The organism is Burkholderia sp. R-40, from assembly GCF_049942845.1.
Taxonomy (GTDB): domain Bacteria; phylum Pseudomonadota; class Gammaproteobacteria; order Burkholderiales; family Burkholderiaceae; genus Burkholderia; species Burkholderia ambifaria.
The window spans coordinates 1,820,627-1,837,425 of the sequence record NZ_CP187967.1; the positions used below are offsets into that span (position 1 = coordinate 1,820,627).

Here is a 16,799-nt window from a genome sequence, read left to right on the forward strand (position 1 = left end):
GATGGAGATTTCTGGATGACGGTGTATTTCATCGGCGCGGGCCCTGGCGACCCCGAACTGATCACGGTGAAGGGCCAGCGCCTCGTGCGCACGTGCCCGGTGATCCTGTATGCGGGCTCGCTCGTGCCGCCGGCCGTGCTCGACGGCCATCGCGCGGAGCAGGTCGTCAATACCGCCGAGCTCGACCTCGATGCGATCGTCGCGCTGCTCGCCGATGCGCATGCGAAAGGGCAGGACGTCGCGCGCGTGCATTCGGGCGATCCGTCGCTGTACGGCGCGATCGGCGAACAGATCCGCCGGCTGAAAGCGCTCGGGATTCCGTATGAAATCGTGCCGGGCGTGACGGCCACGGCCGCATGCGCGGCGACGCTCGGCGTCGAGCTGACGCTGCCCGGTATCGCGCAGACGGTGATCCTCACGCGCTTCGCGGGCAAGACGACGATGCCGGAAGGCGAAGCGCTCGGCGCGCTCGCCGCGCACCGCGCGACGCTCGCGATCCATCTCGGCGTGCGCCATCTCGCGCGGATCGTCGACGAAGTGCTGCCGCATTACGGACCCGACTGCCCGGTCGCGGTGATCTATCGCGCGAGCTGGCCCGACGAGGAACGCGTGACCGGCACGCTGGCCGACATCGTCGGCAAGGTGCAGGGCACGCAGATCGAACGCACCGCGCTGATTCTGGTCGGGCGCGTGCTCGATGCGGAAGGGTTCGCGGATTCGACGCTGTATGCGAGCGGCGGCTGATTGCGCGTAAGCGAAACGCGATGCGGGCCGAGGCACACGCTCTACGCACGCGCGACGCGCGGCGTAAGCTGCGGCGCGAAACCCGCCGCCAGCGCGAACAGCACGACACACAGGCAAGCCATCGCGACCCACGCGGGCGACAGATCCGCGAGATGCTGGCGCACGACGCCCGCCGCGAACGGAAATAGCCCCGCGACCAGATAGCCGATGCCCTGCACGAACCCGGTCAACGATGCGGCATCGGCCGGCGTCGCCGCATGATCGACCGTGACGATCAGCGACAGCGGAAACAGCGCGCCGATGCCCGCACCCAGCAGCAGCGCGGCCGGCAACGCGAGCGCCTGCGGCGCGGCCAGCATCACCAGCAGCCCCGCCAGCAGCGACGCGATCGCCGCATGCAGCGCCGGCCGGCGATCGGGCAGGCGGTCGATCGTCGCCGAGATCGTCAGCCCGGCGACGACTTCCGCGAGCGTCACGCCGCCGAGCAGGCCGCCGGCCGCGGTCGGCGACCAGCCGAGCCGCATGTAGTACGGCGGCAGCCACGCCAGCACGAGCGTGTAGGCACCGGTCGCGATCCCGAAGAACACCGCGAGCCGCCATGCGCGCGGCGAGCGCGACGGTCGCGCATGCGCCATCGATGTCGCGGCCGACGCCGGCAGCGCTCCGGACGCCGGCGCGTCGCCGTCACGACTGGCCAGCGGCCACGCGAGCGCTGCAAGGCCGGCCGGCAGCGCCCAGCCCGCGAGCGCGGCGAGCCAGCCCCAGCGGGCCGCGGCGAACGGCGCGACGACGCTCGCGAGCACCGCGCCGCCCATGATCGACGTCGAATAGACGCCCATCGCGCCGCCGATCCGCGTCGCGAAATGCGTCTTCACGAACCCCGGCAGCAACGCCTGCACCATGGCGATCCCGATGCCCGCGCAGCATGCGCTCGCCAGCAGCACCCACGCATGCTGCGCACCAATGCGCGACGCGCAGGCGAACCCGATCAGCGCGACGCCGAGCCACACGCCGCCAGCGATCCCCGTCACGCGTTGCAGCCGCCGCGCGCTCAGCGCGCCCACGCCCATCAGCAGGATCGGGATCGTGGTCAGCAGGCTCGCCGCGCCGTCGCCGATGCCGGTCGCGCGCTGGATCATGTCGAGCAGCGGACCGATCGCGGCCAGCGCCGGCCGCAGGTTCAAACCGACCAGCACGATGGCGGCAAGCCGCCAGCCGGGGGAAATGCAGCGATTCATGGAGTCCTCGATATCGGTGCGCGACACCGCCGTCGGCGTGTCGTGCGTTTTCATGTAAAGTATCTCGACATCAAGATAAATCGGCATTTATCTCGACGTCAAGATAACTGGTGAGCCGAGGAGGGTTAATGGATCGAGCCGCGCATGCGCTCGCGCAATGGCGCGTCGAGCGCCCGGATCTGGATGCGTCGTCGATGCTCGTGATGGGACGGCTGCAGGAGGCCGCGCTCGTGATCGCGCGCGACGGCCTCAATCCGCTGTTCGCGCGCTACGGGATGCAGCCGGGCGAATTCGACGTGCTGGCGACGCTGCGGCGCAGCGGCGCGCCGTTCGCGCTGACGCCGACCGCGCTGTACGACGCGCTGATGATGTCGTCGGGCGGGATGACCGCACGAATCGACCGGCTGCACAAGGCCGGCTGGGTCGAGCGCCGGCCGAATCCGGCCGACGGCCGCGGCACGCTCGTCGCGCTGACGGACGCGGGCCGCGCGCTGATCGACGAGGCGGTGGTCGCGCACGTCGATAATCAGCGCGCGATGCTGGCCGCGCTGTCGCAGGCGGAGCAGGCGCAGTTGTCGGCGCTGCTGGAAAAGCTGCTGGCGGGATTGGAAGAAGGGAAGCCGACGCCGGCCGAAAAACAGCGGCGCGGATCGTCACGCTGAGTCACGCTGAACGCGACGCGCGGAAAGCAGAAACGCAGGAAAGCAGGAAAGCAGGAAAGCAGGAAAGCAGGAAAGCAGGAAAGCAGGAAAGCAGGAAAGCAGAACGGTAACCAGCAAACCGCCCGCCGCGCAAGGCGGCGGGCCGGACAGGCGTCGAGCCAATCACGCAGCGGGCCGCACACGGCGCGCCCGCTGCCGCGAATCAGCCGCGTGCCGGAATAGTGAGCCCGCGCGCGACGGCCGGACGCGCGACGAACGCGTCGAGCACGCGCTTGACGTTGCGGAATTCACTGAAGCCGACGAGATCGCCCGCTTCGTAGAACCCGACCAGGTTGCGCACCCACGGGAAGATCGAGATATCGGCGATCGTGTACGTATCGCCCATCATCCACTTGCGGTTCGCGAGATGCGCGTCGAGCACGGCGAGCAGGCGCTTCGACTCGGCGGCGTAGCGGTCGCGCGGACGCTTGTCCTCGTAGTCGCGGCCGGCGAACTTGTGGAAGAAGCCGACCTGGCCGAACATCGGGCCGATGCCGCCCATCTGGAACATCACCCACTGGATCGTCTCGTAGCGGCCCGCGGCATCTTTCGGGATCAACTGGCCCGTCTTGTCGGCGAGATAGATCAGGATCGCGCCCGATTCGAACAGCGGCAGCGGCCGGCCGTCGGGGCCGTTCGGATCGATGATCGCCGGGATCTTGTTGTTCGGGTTCAGCGACAGGAATTCGGGCGACATCTGGTCGTCCGTGTCGAAGCTCACGAGGTGCGGCTCGTACGGCAGGCCGGTCTCCTCGAGCATGATCGACACCTTGACGCCGTTGGGCGTCGACAGCGAGTACAGCTGGAGACGGTCGGGATGCTGGGCCGGCCATTTTTTCGTGATCGGGAAGGCGGACAGGTCGGGCATGGAGATTCGCTCGTCAACGTGGAGGTTCCGCGATCCGCCGGGCCGGCCGTGCGTCGCTGAGCGCCCCCGGCACGGCGGCTGGGGCGGGACGAGCGCATCGGCAGGCGGGCGGGCCGCGCCGAAAACGCCCACTGTAGCCGATCCCCGCGATCGTTGCAGACGGCCGCCGCGCGTCGCGCGCGAGCGCCGCCGCATGTCACTTCGTCGTCAGAAGTTGTGCCGCAACCCGACCATCGCGGCCGTCGTGCCGACCCCGGGCGCGACCGGCTGCCCGTACACCAGCATCTGGTCCATCGTGCCGCGGTTGTTCACGTGGCCGGCCTGTGCGTAGACCATCGTCCGCTTCGACAGGCTGTAGTCGGCCGTGAGCACGACGGCCGTCGACCGGTTCGCGGCGCGGTTGCGGTCCTTCAGGTAGTACACGGCGGAGGCGACCTGCAGCGCGGGCGTGAAGCGATAGCCGACCCCGGCCGACAGCATGTCGAGGTTTACGCGGTCCGCATGCGCGGGATTCCGGCCGTTGCCGTACGACGCCGACATCGAGAAATCGCGGATCGTGTATTTCGCGCCGACGTAGACGAAGCGGTTGTTGTCGACGCCGGTCGGCGCGACACCCGGTGCCGGATTCGTGTCGTGGCCGTTGTAGTAGACGGCCGATGCATTGAGCCCGTAGTTCGAATACCGGAGCACGACCGATTCGCGCGTGCCGCCCTGAAACTGTCCGGCGACGCCGCCGGGTGCGTATTCGAGCGCGAGCGACACGCCCGCGAACGTCGGCGACTGATACACGAGCGCATTGCTGTCGTACAGCGCGCCGATCGCGCCGTTGGTGCTCGTCGCGGGCCAGCCGGCCGCGGTGTTCAGGCCGAGCCACGCGGTCAGCACGCTGCCGAAGAACTGCGCGTTGCGCACGTCGGTGTCGGCCATCGCGTAGATCATCGGCACGATCTGGCGGCCGGCCGTGAACGTGCCGAACGGCCCCGATACGCCGAGCGACGCAATCTGGTTGAAGATCGCGACGGCGCCCGGCGTGTCGCTCAGCTGGAGCCGGCCGGTGCCGCTGTCGAACGAACCCTGTAGCTTGAAGTTGACCTTGTAGCCGCCGCCGAGGTCCTCGCTGCCCTTGATGCCCCAGAAGCTCGAGTAGATGCCGCCGTCCTTCATCCGGAACACCTTGCCGGTGTTCGGCGCGTTCGGGCGGAACGAAGCGGCCGACGTGCTCTGGTACAGCAGGCCCGTGTCGACCACGCCGTACAGCGTGACGGAGGATTGCGCATGCGCGAGCGCCGAACAGCCGGCAAGCGCCGCGAGCGCGGCCAGTTTCGTCTTCATCGAAGTCTCCAGGATCGTAATGGACCGCACGGGATCGAGCCCGGGCGGGTGAAGCGAGTGAAGCGGGGCAGCATCGAGGCAGGCGGGAACGCGCGCGAGGCGACGCCGGTTCGAGCCGTGCGGAAAGACTACGCAACGGCGCGTGGCCGCTCCCCCCCATGCGCGGGGGGCAGGGTTGCGGAGAATCGAAAGGGGAGCGGCGCCGATGCCGGCGTCAACAGGCGCAACGGGTGCAACAGCCGGCAACGCCGGCCTACGCAGCGATCAAGGCGCGCTTTCGAGCAACCCGAGCACCAGCGCGCGGCGCACGACGTGCTTGCGCGAGCTGGCGTCGAGCTTGCCGAACAGGTTCTTCAGGTGCCACTTCACGGTTTCCTCGCCGACGGCGAGCGCCACCGCGATCTCCTTGTTCGACAGGCTGCGCGCGAGCAGCTCGAGAATCGCGCGCTCCTTGGGCGTCAGCACGACGCTCGGCACCGCGCGCGGGCTGGCCGTGCTGCGCGGCGCGGGTGGCACGATGCGCGGCTGCGGTTGCGCGGACCTTGCCGGACCGTCGCGCTCGATCGCCTCGTCGCCGATGCGGCGCGCCCAGTCGGCGACGGCCGGATGCGTATCGGCGAGTGTGCGCGTGAGGCCGAACATGTCCGCGAGGTTCATCGCCTCGTCGAGCCGCGCGCGGCCGTCGTGCCCCGACTGTTCGAGCGCGAACGCGCCGAGCGCCATGATCTCGATGCGCGCGCCCCCGAGACTCATCTCGCGGGCCAGCACGGCCGCTTCGTCGAGCGCCGCGCACGCATCGTCCCAGCGGCGCGCGGCAAGCGCGGCGCCCGCATGCGCGATCGCCTGCAGCAGCACGACGGGGCGCCGCCACAGCGGGCCATGCGACGGAAACTCGGCCGCGGCGATCGCATCGATCCGCTCGACGAGCGCATGACAGGTCGCCTCGCGATAGCGCGCCGCGTGAATGCGCACCTGCTCGGCGAGACTCGCCACCGACAGCCGCGGCAGCCGGCGCGCGACGCCCAGCGCGTCGAGTGCCTCGAGCAGGTCGATCGCGCGATGCTCGACGCCGCGCAGCAACGCGATGCGCGCGGCCGTCCGATAGCCGAGCAGCACGGTGTCGGGTGTGCCCGCGTGCTCGAGCACGTCGAGCCGGTTCGCGAGCAGTGCGGCGGCCTGGTCGACGCGATCGGCCTCGTAGGCGATCGCCGCGCACATCGCCGCCAACATGCAGGTCAGCGGATGGCGGCGCCCGAGGTCGGCTTCCGCGCGCGCGAGTGCCGGTGACAACGCGTCGTCGGCGAGCCGGATCTGGCCTTCGCACAGGTAGCTCAGGCCGGTGATCAGCTCGCCCCAGCGCGCGACGTAGCCGAACCCGGCAGCAGTGCCGCCGCGCGGCGCGGCCTGCTGGTAGCGGCGCGCCTGCGCCGGTTCGCCGACGATGATCGCGCGTGCCGACAGGCGGTTCGCATGCATCTGCGCGAGCCACGTCGCCGCGGGCGGCGTGAAGTCGGCCCACGGCTCGAACAGCTCGACGAAACGGTCGATTTCGTCCGCGTAATAGGCCGCCGCGCTGAGGATCAGCGCACATTCGTAGCGCATCGCGGCCGGCGTGCCGGCGTCGGCGAGGATGCCGGCGATCTGGCGCTGCGCCTCCACATGGCGCTCGCCCAGCGCCAATGCCCAGGCCACCGCGATCCGCAGCGTCGGACGCTTGTCGAGTTCCGCATCGGGCAGCAGCGCGAGCCAGTCGAGCACGTCGTTGATTCGGCCCTGCTTGATCGCATCCTCGAGACAGCGCTGCGCGAGCGCGTACGCGGTCTCGACCTGGCCGGCCGCATACGCGTGACGTGCGGCTTCCTCCGTCATCCCGTGCGCATCGAGCCATGCGGCCGCGCGTCCATGCAGCGCGCCGCGCGCCGCGGCCGGGCCCGTCGCCAGGCGGTCGCGCAGCGTATCGCGCACCAGCGGATGCAGCCGGCACCAGTCGGAGTCATCCGATGCGATGAACAGCGGCGTATCGCGCGCGAGCCGCGCGAGCCGGTCGGGCGCACCCGCGTCGTCGAGCAGCGCGGCGCACAGCGATGGATGCAGGCGGTCGGCGATGCTCGTGCGCGTCAGGAACGCGGTGTCGTCGGCGGACAGGTTCGCGAGCAGCAGCTCGACGAGCCGGTCGCGGGTGCCGTCCATGCGCGCGGCGAGCGCGTCGACGGCCTGGCGCGGATCGGCCGAGCGCGCCATCGCGGCCATCGCGAGCTGCAGCCCGAGCGGCCAGCCGTCCACGCGCTCGAACAGCCGCGCGCACGCATCGGCGTCGACCCGCTGCGCGAAGCGCGCACCGACCAGCGCGATCGTCTCGTCGAGCGTGAAGCGCAGCCATTCGGGGCCCGCGAGCGTGCATTGGCCACCGGCGAGCAGGTCGCCGGCCGCGCGATCGAGCCCGCGGCGGCCCGCGACGATCACACGCAGGTTCTGCGGCGCGTTGTGCAGCACATAGGTCAGCGCGTCGAGGCCGGCGGGCGGCAACCGCTCCGCGTCGTCGACAATCAACAGCGCGTCGATCGACAGTTGCGCGACTTCGGCCAGCCACGCGGTGAGCCCCTCCAGCGCGCGCGCCGCGCCGCCCGCGATCAGGCGCCCGAAGCCGGGCCGCGCGCAACCGGTGCGCACCGCCTGCACGAGCCCCTGCAGCAGGCGCGGCGCGTCGTCGCGCTCGTCGGCGGACAGCCACACGACCGCGCGGCCGAGCGCGAGTGATTCGCGGCGCCATTGCGCGAGCAGCGACGTCTTGCCGTAGCCGGCCGGCGCCTGCACGAGCATCACGGGCCGGGCGTCGAACGCCGGCGCGGCGAGGCTCAGCCGCGCACGCGCGAGCAACTGCGCCGGCACGCGCGGCGCGGTCGTCTTCAGCACGAGTTCGGTGGGGGGCGCGTCGGCGCGATCGGGTGGGTGGGCCATCGGGGCAGCAGTGGGATTCCGGCGATGCCGTGCGGGCCAGCGTCCGGGGTGGGTGTGGGGGGAAGGATCGGTCGAACCGCGCTCGCGCGTCAATCCCCCCCGCGACGAGTGGGGCCGCGGCGCCGCGCGGTCGATAGCATGGGTTCCGAAGCGTGACGAACGCAACTGACGAATGCAACTCACCCATGCAACGAGGAAGGGACCATGAACATCGTATCGACCGGCGCGCGACACAGCGTGCCGAGCGCCGGATAAGCGGAGCGGCACGATGTATCGCCATCTGCTCGTGACGGTCGACGGCGTGCCCGGCGGCATCGACGCGATCGGCCATGCGCTCGAGCTGGCGCGTGCGGTCGGCGCGCGGGTCACGTTCGTGCTGTCGGGCGCCGTGCCCGACTCGCGTTTATCCGGAGCGCGGATGCCGCGACACGATGCGAAAGTGGAAGCCGCCGCGCGGGCGCAGGGCCTGTCCCATGTGATCGCGGGGGGCGGCCATCCGCGGGCCGGCCATCCGGGGGCCGGCCATCCGGCGGCCGGCGACACGTCGCCCGCCACGCTCGCCGGCGCGCTCGGCTGCGACCTGATCGGCGTGGCGGCGCTGCCGCACGACGCCGATGCCGCGGCAGCCGCGCAACGGCGGGCGCTGCTCGCGACCAGCGACGTGCCGGTGCTCGTATGCCCGGCGCGGCATGGGCCGGCCGAGGCGCGCGTGATGGCCCGCTGTCTCGCCGCGCATCGTGCACTCGGCGAGCGGTTGGAGGCGCTGATGATGGCAAGCGGAGGCCCCGACGCTGCCGAGCACCCGACGGCCGACACGGGAGGCACGCTGGCCGCACTGGCATCGCTCGCGGCATTGCAGCACGCACGCTTCGGCACCGGCCCCGAAGCCCGTCTCTGCGCGGCATTGCGCATCCGGGCGCAGAGCACCGCGGCCGAACTCGACGAGCTCGATCGCCAGCGGCGCCGCGATGCGCACGCGCTCGACGCGCTGGCGCGGCTCGCCGCCGGCGGGTTGCGGTCGAGCGCGTTCGATGCCGCGCTTGCCGTCTATGCGCGTGGCGCATTCGAGCAGATGGGCCGCATGGAAGGCGTGATTTTCCCGGCCGCGCGGCGCTATCTGGTCGACGCCGACTGGACCGAACTGGACGCGCCCCCGGTGAGCGGCGCAAGTGCGACGCCACCGGGCGCGAACGAACCCGACGATGCGTGACGCGCATCCGACTGAATATCTACGGAGAACAAGATGGCACATGCAGTGCGATTCCACGAAACCGGCGGCCCCGACGTGCTGCGCTGGGAAGAAGTCGACGTCGGCGATCCGGGCCCCGGCCAGGTGCGCCTGCGGCACGAGGCGGTCGGCCTGAACTTCGCCGACACGTATTTCCGCAGCGGCCTGTATCCGGTTGCGCTGCCGGCCGGCATCGGCGTCGAGGCGGCCGGCGTGGTCGAGGCCGTCGGGCCCGGCGTGACGAACGTCGCCGTGGGCGACCGCGTGACCTACACCGGCTTCCTGAACACGCTCGGCGCGTACAGCACCGAGCGGCTGATCGCGGCCGCACCCCTCGTCAGGCTGCCGGCCGGCATCGGATGCGAAACGGCGGCGGCGATGACGATGCGCGGGCTCACGTCGGCCTACCTGCTGCGCCGCATCCATGCGTTCGCGCCGGGCGACACGATCCTGCTGCATGCGGCAGCGGGCGGCGTCGGGCTGATCGTGTCGCAATGGGCGAAGCTGCTCGGGCTCACGGTGATCGGCACCGTGTCGAGCGAACGCAAGGCGGCGGTCGCCCGCGCGCACGGCTGCGACCACACGATCGACTACAGCCGCGAGGATGTCGCGAAACGCGTGCGCGAACTGACCGGCGGCGCCGGCGTCGACGTCGTGTTCGACAGCGTCGGCAAGGACACCTTCGAAGGCTCGCTTGATTCGCTGAAGCGGCGCGGGCTGATGGTCTGCGTCGGCACCGCATCGGGCCCGATCCCGCCGTTCGATCCGCAGCGCCTCGCGATGAAGGGCTCGCTGTACCTGACGCGCCCGGCGCTGGCCGACTACATCGCCGATCCGGCCGAGAAGAACGATCTCGCCGGCGAACTGTTCGCGCATGTCGCGGCCGGCCGCATCCGGATCGAAATCAACCAGCGCTATGCGCTGCAGGACGCGGCACAGGCGCACCGCGACCTCGAGTCGCGCAAGACGACCGGCTCGTCGGTATTCATCGTCTGAGGAGACGCGCATGCGAGTCGAACCCCTGACCTGTGCGATCGGCGCGGAACTGCTTGGCGTGAACCTTGCCGACGCCGTGCACGACGACGGCCTGTTCGCCGAGATCCGCACGCAGTTGCTGCGCCATCGCGTGCTGTTCCTGCGCGACCAGGACATCACGCGTGCCGAGCATGTCGCGTTCGCGCGCCGCTTCGGCGAACTCGAGGATCATCCGGTCGCTGGCAGCGATCCGGAGCACCCGGGGCTCGTGCGGATCTACAAGTCGCCCGACCAGCCGAACGACCGCTACGAGAATGCGTGGCACAGCGATGCGAGCTGGCGCGTGGCGCCGCCGTTCGGCTGTGTGCTGCGCTGCATCGACGGTCCGCCGGTTGGCGGCGACACGATGTGGGCGAACATGGTGCTCGCGTACGAGAACCTGCCGGACCACGTAAAGCAGCAGATCGCGGACCTGCGCGCGCGCCACAGCATCGAGGCGAGCTTCGGCGCGGCGATGCCGATCGACAAGCGCCTCGCATTGAAGGCGCAGTATCCGGATGCCGAGCATCCGGTCGTGCGCACGCATCCCGAAACGGGCGAGAAGGTGCTGTACGTAAATGCGTTCACCACGCATTTCACCAACTTCCACACCCCCGCGCGCGTGCGCGTCGGGCAGGACGCGAACCCCGGCGCAGGCCAGCTGCTGCACTACCTGATCGGCCAGGCGATGATCCCCGAATACCAGGTGCGCTGGCGCTGGAAGAAGAACAGCGTCGCGATCTGGGACAACCGCGCCACCCAGCATTACGCGGTGATGGACTACCCGCCGTGCGTGCGGCGGATGGAGCGCGCGGGCATTGTTGGCGACGTGCCGTTCTGAGCACGCGCGCACCGTAACCGATCCACGACCGATACAACGCGCCGGGTTCGCCGCCCGGCGCGACGGGATACGCACGCCCGTACGCCCGAACACAACGATTTCCACTGGAGGACGACATGCAATTTTTCGACGATTCGCTGCACCCGGAAAACCAGGACAAGGTAGTCATCACGGTCGCGCCGTACGGCCCCGAATGGATGCCCGCCGATTTTCCGGAAGACATTCCGGTGACGATGGACGAGCACGTGCAGAAGGCCGTCGACTGCTACAACGCGGGCGCGACGGTGCTGCACATGCACGTGCGCGAACTCGACGGGAAGGGCAGCAAGCGGCTGTCGAAATTCAACGAACTGCTCGGCCGGCTGCGCGAGGCCGTGCCCGACATGATCCTGCAGGTGGGCGGCTCGATCTCGTTCGCGCCGGAAGGCGACGGCGCCGACGCGAAATGGCTGTCCGACGACACGCGCCACATGCTCGCCGAGCTGACGCCGAAGCCCGACCAGGTGACGGTCGCGATCAACACCGTGCAGATGAACATCACCGAGCTGATGAACCGTCAGGACATCGCCGGCACGTCGCTGAACGAACCCGCGCTGTGGGACGCGTACCGCGAGATGACGGTGCCGGCCGGCCCCGGCTGGGTCGACGAACACCTGCGCCGGCTGCAGGCGGCCGGCATCCAGCCGCATTTCCAGCTCACCGGCATGCATGCGCTCGAAACGCTCGAACGGATCATCCGCCGCGGCGTCTATCGCGGCCCGCTGAACGTCACGTGGGTCGGCATCGGCGGCGGCTTCGACGGCCCGAATCCGTACAACTTCATGGAATTCGTGCGGCGCTGCCCGGACGGCGCGTGCATCACGCTCGAATCGCTGATGAAGAACGTGCTGCCGATCAACACGGTCGCGATGGCGCTGGGCCTGCATCCGCGCTGCGGGATCGAGGACACGATCATCGACCAGAAGGGCAACCGGATGACGTCCGTGCAGCAGGTCGAGCAGTGCGTGCGGATCGCGCACGAACTCGGCCGCGACATCGCGACCGGCAAGGAAGCGAAGGCGATCTACAGGATCGGCGTGCAGTACGACGGCGTCGACGAGACGCTCGCGCAACTCGGGATGGCGCCGAACCGCCGGCCCGGTCAGGCGAGCGTGCCGCTGCGCGCGGCCTGACGCGCCGCGCATCCGGGTAGCGGCCTTGGTGGCCGCCGCCCGCCGATCGTTGTGGCGTGGCACCCACCCCTGCGCACGGCGCGGGGGCTGACTCCGGTCAACGGAGCGGGGCCACGCAAGCCGCGCCGGAGCACGACCGCTCCGGTGCCGGAGGAGACACGCATGCTGATTCATCACGTCGAGCCGTCGCTGCAGGAGGCGGCCGCCACCGGCCGGCGCGCACCGGCCTATGCCTGGCTCGTGTTCGGGCTGACCGTCGGCCTGCTGCTGTCGGACTATATGTCGCGGCAGGTGCTCAACGCCGTGTTTCCGCTGCTCAAGCACGCGTGGGGGCTGTCGGACACGCAGCTCGGCTCGCTGTCCGGCGTCGTCGCGCTGCTGGTCGGGCTGCTGACGTTTCCGTTGTCGGTGCTCGCCGACCGCTTCGGGCGCGTGCGCAGCATCGTGCTGATGGCCGCGTTGTGGAGCGTCGCGACGCTCGGCTGCGCGCTGTCCACCAATTACGCGGAAATGCTCGTCGCGCGCGGCCTCGTCGGGCTCGGTGAAGCCGCGTACGGCAGCGTCGGCGTTGCACTGATCCTCAGCATCTTTCCGGCCCGCCTGCGCGCGACGCTGACCGGCGCGTTCATGGCCGGCGGCGCATTCGGCTCGGTGTTCGGGATGGCGCTCGGCGGGCTGGTCGGCGCGCATCTCGGCTGGCGCTGGTCGTTCGGCGTGATGGCCGCGCTCGGCATCGTGCTGCTGATCGCGTATCGCTGCGTGGTGACCGAACGGCGGCTCGCGGCGTGCCGCGTCGAACCGTGCCGGCCCCATCCCGATGCGCCGCGCGACCTGCGCGGCAGCGTGCGCGTGCTGATGTCGGGGCTGTTCGCGTCGCGTTCGGTGATCTGCGCGTATGTCGGCAGCGGGCTGCACCTGTTCGTGCCCGGCGCGCTGTTCGCGTGGCTGCCGAGCTACCTGAACCGCTATTACGCGATGGCGCCCGACCGTGCCGCCGTGCTCGCGGCCGGCTTCGTGCTGCTGTCGGGCGTCGGGATGGTCGGCTGCGGGATCGTCACCGATCGCGTCGGGCGTGCCGACGGCGCGCACAAATGGCTGACGGCGATCGCGTATTGCGTGCTGACGGGCGTGTGCCTCGCGATCGCGTTCCGGTTGCCGCCCGGACCACTGCAGCTTGCGCTGATCTGCGCGGGCATGCTGGTCGGCGCGGGGGCGTCCGGCGCGTCGGGCGCGATGGTCGCGAACCTGACGCCGGCCGCGATCCATGCATCGGCGTTCGCGACGCTCACGCTCGCCAACAACCTGCTCGGCATGGCGCCGGGCCCGCTGCTGACGGGGTGGGTCGCCGATCGCGCGGGTCTCGTCGGCGCACTGCAGTGGATTCCCGCCGTGCCGCTTGCGGCCGCCGTGCTGTTCGCGATCGGACGCGCGAGCTACTCGGCCGATATCGCGCGCGTCGAACGCGAACGGCGCGCATCCCGTTTTTCGTGAACCTTCCTGAACCGAACCCTCCCGGAGGCTGCATGACCCTGGCGACCACGCCCACCATCCTGATCGTGCCCGGCTTGCGCGATCACGTCGAAGACCACTGGCAGACGCATCTGCAACGCCGCCTGCCGAACGCGCGCGCCGTCGCGCCGCTCGAAGCCGACAAACTGAGCCGCGCCGCGCGCGTCGCGGCGCTCGACGCGGCGCTGGCCGCGATCGACGGCCCCGTGATGCTCGTCGCGCATAGCGCGGGTGTGATGATCGTCGCGCATTGGGCGCGGCAGGCCACGCGTGCGATCGACGGCGCGCTGCTTGCCGCGCCGGCCGATCTCGATACGCCGATGCCCGCAGGCTATCCGGCGCCCGATGCGATTGACGCGCACGGCTGGACGCCGGTGCCAACGCAGCGGCTGCCGTTTCCGAGCATCGTGGCCGCGAGCCGCAACGATCCGCTTGCGCGCTTCGAACGCGCCGAGGCGTTCGCGGCGGGGTGGGGCAGCAAGCTCGTCGATCTCGGCGAGGTCGGGCATTTGAACCCGGCGTCGGGGTATGGCGTGTGGCATGACGCGGAGCGGTTGATCGGGGAGGTGGCGGCGCTCCGTGCGGCCCGAGCGGCCTGAGTACCCACAACGCATCGCAACACGGCGCGCAGGATTTCATGCCTGCGCGTCCGCGTGAACCGATTCCATTTCAGCATCGATTGATATACGACGTCCTAACACGCGGCTTGGCCGTTGCACCGTCGCGCCGCGAAATCGATCGATCAGCCAAACATTGGCGAACGGAAGGTTTTTGTTAGGGAAATTCCCGCCCCGCGCGACACGGTTTTTTGTTGACCGACATCGTATAACGCCGTCATGATTCCCCGAAAGAAAGGTCCCATCCATCGACCGAAGCGAGGAGACATGAACACCACTACGATCGCGCGCCGTGTTCGCCGGATCACCCTGGCGCTGGGCCTGACGCTGTCGGCCGCGGCCGCCGTCGCGGCCCCCGTTTCGCTGAATGTCGTTGACGTCGCGGGCAACCTGCAGCTCACGCGCGGCGCCATCGAGGCGTTCAAGGAGAAGAACCCGAACCTCGTATCGAACGTCACGTTCACGAACGCGCCCGCGCCGCAACTGCCGGGCAAGATCAAGGCGATGCAGGCGGCGGGGCGCTCCGACATCGACCTCGTGCTGACGGGCACCGACGCGCTCGCCGCCGGCATCGAGCAGAACCTGTGGATGAAGCTGCTGCCCGACAACGCGGGCGCCTTTCCCGGCGTGCTCGACAAGTACGCGCCCGGCCCGCGCAAGATGCAGGATGTCGCGCAGGGCTTCGGCCTCGAAGTCACGTACATGCCGGCCGGCCCGCTGCTCGAATACAACCCGGCGAAAGTCAGCGATCCGCCGAAGACGCCCGCCCAACTGCTCGCGTGGTGCAAGGCGCATCCGAACAAGCTGATCTACGCGCGCCCGGCGAATTCGGGCCCCGGCCGCACGTTCCTGATGGGGCTGCCTTACGTGCTGGGCGACAAGAACCCGCAGGATCCGATCAACGGCTGGGACAAGACCTGGGCGTTCCTCAAGCAGCTCAACGACTGCATCCCGTATTACCCGGGCGGCACGTCGGCCGTGATGAAGGAGCTCGGCGAGGGCACGCGCGACATGACCGTGACCGTCACCGGCTGGGACCTCAACCCGCGCGCGCTCGGCATCGTGCCGGCCGACTTCCGGATCCAGGCGTTCGACGACATGACGTGGGTCAACGACGCGCACTACATGGTGATCCCGAAGGGCGTGCCGAAGGAGAAGCTCGACGCGCTGTTCAAGCTGATGAACTTCCTGCTCGAACCGGCGCAGCAGGCGATGACCTACGACGACGGCTACTTCTATCCGGGCCCGGCGGTGAAGGGCGTGACGCTCGAGATGGCGCCCGCGCACAGCCAGGAGGTGATCAGGAAGTTCGGCCGCCCCGAGTACGCGAAGCTGCTCGCGGAACGTCCGCACGTGCAGCCGCTCAATGCGCAGGCGATGGTCGCCGCGTTCCAGAAGTGGGACCGCGAGATCGGTTCGCAGAAGTCGAAATGACGCATGAACCCGCGGGCGCTGCGGCGCCCGCGCCGACGGAGTTCGCGTAATGAAGCACAGTTTCGAACGGTTGCGGCTCGACGGCGTGTGCCGCAGCTTCACGAATGCGGAAGGGGCGCAGGTCGCCGCACTGGACGGGCTCGATCTCGACATCCGGCGCGGCGAGTTCATCGCGCTGCTCGGCCCGTCGGGCTGCGGCAAGTCGACCGCGCTGAACTGCATCGCCGGGCTGCAGCCGCTCACGCGCGGCGGCATCTGGCTCGACGACACGCGCATCGACGTGCTGCCGCCCGAGCGCCGCGGCTTCGGGATGGTGTTCCAGAACTACGCGCTGTTTCCGCACATGTCGGTGCTCGACAACGTCGGCTTCGGGCTGAAGATGCGCGGCGTGCCGAAGCAGGAAACGCGGCGGCGCGCGCAGCAGGCGCTCGAACTCGTGCAGCTCGTCGGCCACGAGGGCAAGCTGCCCGGACAGCTGTCGGGCGGGCAGCAGCAGCGCGTCGCGATCGCGCGCGCGATCGTCATCGAGCCGCCGCTGGTGCTGATGGACGAGCCGCTGTCGAACCTCGACACGAAGCTGCGCATCGAGATGCGCGCCGAGATCCGCCGCATCCATACGCAGCTCGAACGCGCGACGATCTACGTGACGCACGACCAGGACGAGGCGCTGTCGATGGCCGATCGGATCGTCGTGATGAAGGAGGGCGTCGTGCAGCAAGTCGCGTCGCCGAAGGACGTGTACACGCGCCCGCACAACCTGCACGTTGCACGCTTCATGGGCTATCGCAACGTGCTGCCATTTACGCTCGAAGGGATGGCCGGCGACTACGTGAACGTCGCCGCCGCCGGCGTGCGCATCACCGGCGTGCCGATGGCCGGCTTCGACCGCAAGGACGTCGTGATCGCGCTGCGTCCCGACGACATCGAGCGCGCGGAAGCCGGTGCCGACAACGCGTTCGACGCGACCGTCGAAACGGTCGAGTACGGCGGCCGCGATTCGCTGATCCGTGCGATCACGCCGTTCGGCTCGATCTGGGCGCGGGTCGCCGGCGAATTCGTGGAAGGCGAGCGGCTGCGGCTGCGGGTGGCGCCGGCGCGCACGCTCGTCTATGCGGGAGACGTGCAATGAACGGTCGCCGTGCC

At 69.8% G+C, this 16,799-nt stretch carries 14 protein-coding genes; 10 read left to right on the top strand and 4 right to left on the bottom strand.

From position 1 onward, the window contains the following. Positions 1-15 precede the first annotated feature (15 nt). Complete coding sequence (cobM, locus tag ACP26O_RS08405; RefSeq protein ID WP_175665204.1) at positions 16-744, top strand: precorrin-4 C(11)-methyltransferase; 729 nt, start codon at positions 16-18, stop codon at positions 742-744. Positions 745-785: 41 nt separating this feature from the next. Here cobM and ACP26O_RS08410 read toward each other — a convergent pair whose 3' ends face one another. Beyond that, positions 786-1,982 (bottom strand): MFS transporter, encoded by a 1,197-nt coding sequence (locus tag ACP26O_RS08410; RefSeq protein ID WP_175665248.1) that lies wholly within the window; start codon positions 1,980-1,982, stop codon positions 786-788. 128 nt (positions 1,983-2,110) lie between these two features. Here ACP26O_RS08410 and ACP26O_RS08415 point away from each other — a divergent pair, with 128 nt between their 5' ends. Beyond that, the gene (locus ACP26O_RS08415; RefSeq protein WP_175665205.1) at positions 2,111-2,644 is read left to right on the top strand and encodes a MarR family winged helix-turn-helix transcriptional regulator; all 534 of its coding nucleotides are present in this window, start codon (positions 2,111-2,113) and stop codon (positions 2,642-2,644) included. Between the two features lie 202 nt (positions 2,645-2,846). Here the strand turns inward: ACP26O_RS08415 and ACP26O_RS08420 are convergent, their stop codons facing one another. From ACP26O_RS08420 to ACP26O_RS08430, 3 genes are all read right to left on the bottom strand, one after another. Beyond that, the gene (locus tag ACP26O_RS08420; RefSeq protein WP_175665206.1) at positions 2,847-3,551 is read right to left on the bottom strand and encodes a glutathione S-transferase N-terminal domain-containing protein; all 705 of its coding nucleotides are present in this window, start codon (positions 3,549-3,551) and stop codon (positions 2,847-2,849) included. Between the two features lie 207 nt (positions 3,552-3,758). Further along, positions 3,759-4,883: a porin gene (locus tag ACP26O_RS08425; protein WP_175665207.1), complete on the bottom strand. Its 1,125-nt coding sequence runs from the start codon at positions 4,881-4,883 to the stop codon at positions 3,759-3,761. A gap of 264 nt (positions 4,884-5,147) precedes the next feature. Then, on the bottom strand, positions 5,148-7,841 hold the full coding sequence (locus tag ACP26O_RS08430; protein WP_175665208.1) for a LuxR C-terminal-related transcriptional regulator: 2,694 nt from the start codon (positions 7,839-7,841) through the stop codon (positions 5,148-5,150). A gap of 268 nt (positions 7,842-8,109) precedes the next feature. Here ACP26O_RS08430 and ACP26O_RS08435 point away from each other — a divergent pair, with 268 nt between their 5' ends. The 8 genes from ACP26O_RS08435 to ACP26O_RS08470 all read left to right on the top strand — a co-directional run bounded on the left by ACP26O_RS08435 (position 8,110) and on the right by ACP26O_RS08470 (position 16,785). Continuing rightward, entirely contained in the window at positions 8,110-9,051 is a 942-nt protein-coding gene (locus ACP26O_RS08435) for a universal stress protein (protein ID WP_426356234.1), read from the top strand. Positions 9,052-9,084: 33 nt separating this feature from the next. Further along, positions 9,085-10,065: a quinone oxidoreductase family protein gene (locus tag ACP26O_RS08440; protein ID WP_175665210.1), complete on the top strand. Its 981-nt coding sequence runs from the start codon at positions 9,085-9,087 to the stop codon at positions 10,063-10,065. Between the two features lie 10 nt (positions 10,066-10,075). Further along, entirely contained in the window at positions 10,076-10,924 is an 849-nt protein-coding gene (locus tag ACP26O_RS08445) for a TauD/TfdA dioxygenase family protein (RefSeq protein WP_175665211.1), read from the top strand. A gap of 116 nt (positions 10,925-11,040) precedes the next feature. After that, entirely contained in the window at positions 11,041-12,096 is a 1,056-nt protein-coding gene (locus ACP26O_RS08450) for a 3-keto-5-aminohexanoate cleavage protein (protein ID WP_175665212.1), read from the top strand. Between the two features lie 162 nt (positions 12,097-12,258). Further along, positions 12,259-13,587 (top strand): MFS transporter, encoded by a 1,329-nt coding sequence (locus ACP26O_RS08455; protein WP_175665213.1) that lies wholly within the window; start codon positions 12,259-12,261, stop codon positions 13,585-13,587. A 32-nt stretch (positions 13,588-13,619) separates the two neighbouring features. After that, positions 13,620-14,204 (top strand): RBBP9/YdeN family alpha/beta hydrolase, encoded by a 585-nt coding sequence (locus ACP26O_RS08460; protein ID WP_175665214.1) that lies wholly within the window; start codon positions 13,620-13,622, stop codon positions 14,202-14,204. A gap of 285 nt (positions 14,205-14,489) precedes the next feature. Next, positions 14,490-15,656: an ABC transporter substrate-binding protein gene (locus ACP26O_RS08465; protein ID WP_175665215.1), complete on the top strand. Its 1,167-nt coding sequence runs from the start codon at positions 14,490-14,492 to the stop codon at positions 15,654-15,656. A gap of 49 nt (positions 15,657-15,705) precedes the next feature. Next, positions 15,706-16,785: an ABC transporter ATP-binding protein gene (locus tag ACP26O_RS08470; protein WP_175665216.1), complete on the top strand. Its 1,080-nt coding sequence runs from the start codon at positions 15,706-15,708 to the stop codon at positions 16,783-16,785. Positions 16,786-16,799: the final 14 nt, after the last annotated feature.